This window comes from Chryseobacterium hagamense, assembly GCF_007991455.1.
Classification (GTDB): Bacteria; Bacteroidota; Bacteroidia; order Flavobacteriales; family Weeksellaceae; genus Chryseobacterium; species Chryseobacterium hagamense.
Window position 1 is genome coordinate 1 of record NZ_BJYJ01000086.1, and the last position, 996, is coordinate 996.

Consider the following 996-nt stretch of genomic DNA (forward strand, 5'->3'; position numbering starts at 1 on the left):
CCTGCGGTAAGCCTTCGATTTTGTATATATTGATACCGGTACAGAGAAAATTCAGAATCAGTACTTTTGTTTTTAAATGCAGTATATTTTATGAAAGACCAATTTTCTGATATCCTTCAAATTATTAAGGATGCTTGAAGTAAAGTCATAAAAGCTGTAAATTCAGATATATCGGCAGGAAGGCGGAACTAAGTGAATGGGGCAATATATTCAGACCAATGAACCTGAAATCAAAGGATTTTCAAACAAAAATCTTTGGAGAATGAAGCCGTTTTATGGGTCTTACAGAGAATTTTCACAGTCTCAACACTGTTGAGAGAAACAAGCTGGTCCCATAACTTGTCTATCTTTTGAATCCGCATCATCCATGCATAGAATTATCCGCATTGTAGCCACCGAAGTGATAAACCGGTAAAACTGTCCCTGGAGGATTTGTATTTAATTGTCTGGATAGACGCCTTTTTTTCAAAGTTCATGAAACTCTGAAGTTATTACTAAAACTATGGAATATAAAAATTATAACTATACTGATAAATTTGATGTAACAGAGATGTTGGCAAATGATCAAAATGTTGTAGAAATTATTATCGGTGCTATAAACGGAATAGATGATCAGGAGTGGTTAGAAGACATGTGCATCAGATATATACTTAATAAAGATTTTGCAACTGCTCGAGCTGCAATTTACGGAGTAGGAGATGTTGCGAGAATCTACAAGAAATTATTAAAGAGAAAAGAAATACAGCAAGAATTTGATAAAGTTACAGATGAAAGATTGAAATTTGTAATCAAAGAAGTAACTGATGACCTGGAGATATTTTAAAGTAATAAACTCTGAAAGAAATTTACTGAAGAAATAGGGCTGGTCTTCAAAAAAGAAATATAAATTTTAATCGCATTTATTTCTAATTTTTTTATTATGAAATTATTTTTCAAGAGTCCTTAACGCTTAGAAAGTGTTGGGGCTTTTTTATTAAATAATAAGACGTGTAGTTA

General features: G+C 32.0%; 1 protein-coding gene. It reads left to right on the forward strand.

The window, feature by feature from the left end; genetic code table 11:
* Nucleotides 1–502 precede the first annotated feature (502 nt).
* Entirely contained in the window at nt 503–823 is a 321-nt protein-coding gene (locus CHA01nite_RS20345; RefSeq protein ID WP_146944821.1) for a hypothetical protein, read from the forward strand.
* The last annotated feature ends 173 nt before the right edge of the window (nt 824–996 follow it).

Bases quoted from the DNA above. Each gene is read 5' to 3' on its own strand.
- CHA01nite_RS20345 (WP_146944821.1), top strand. From the start codon at position 503: ATGGAATATAAAAATTATAACTATACTGATAAATTTGATGTAACAGAG.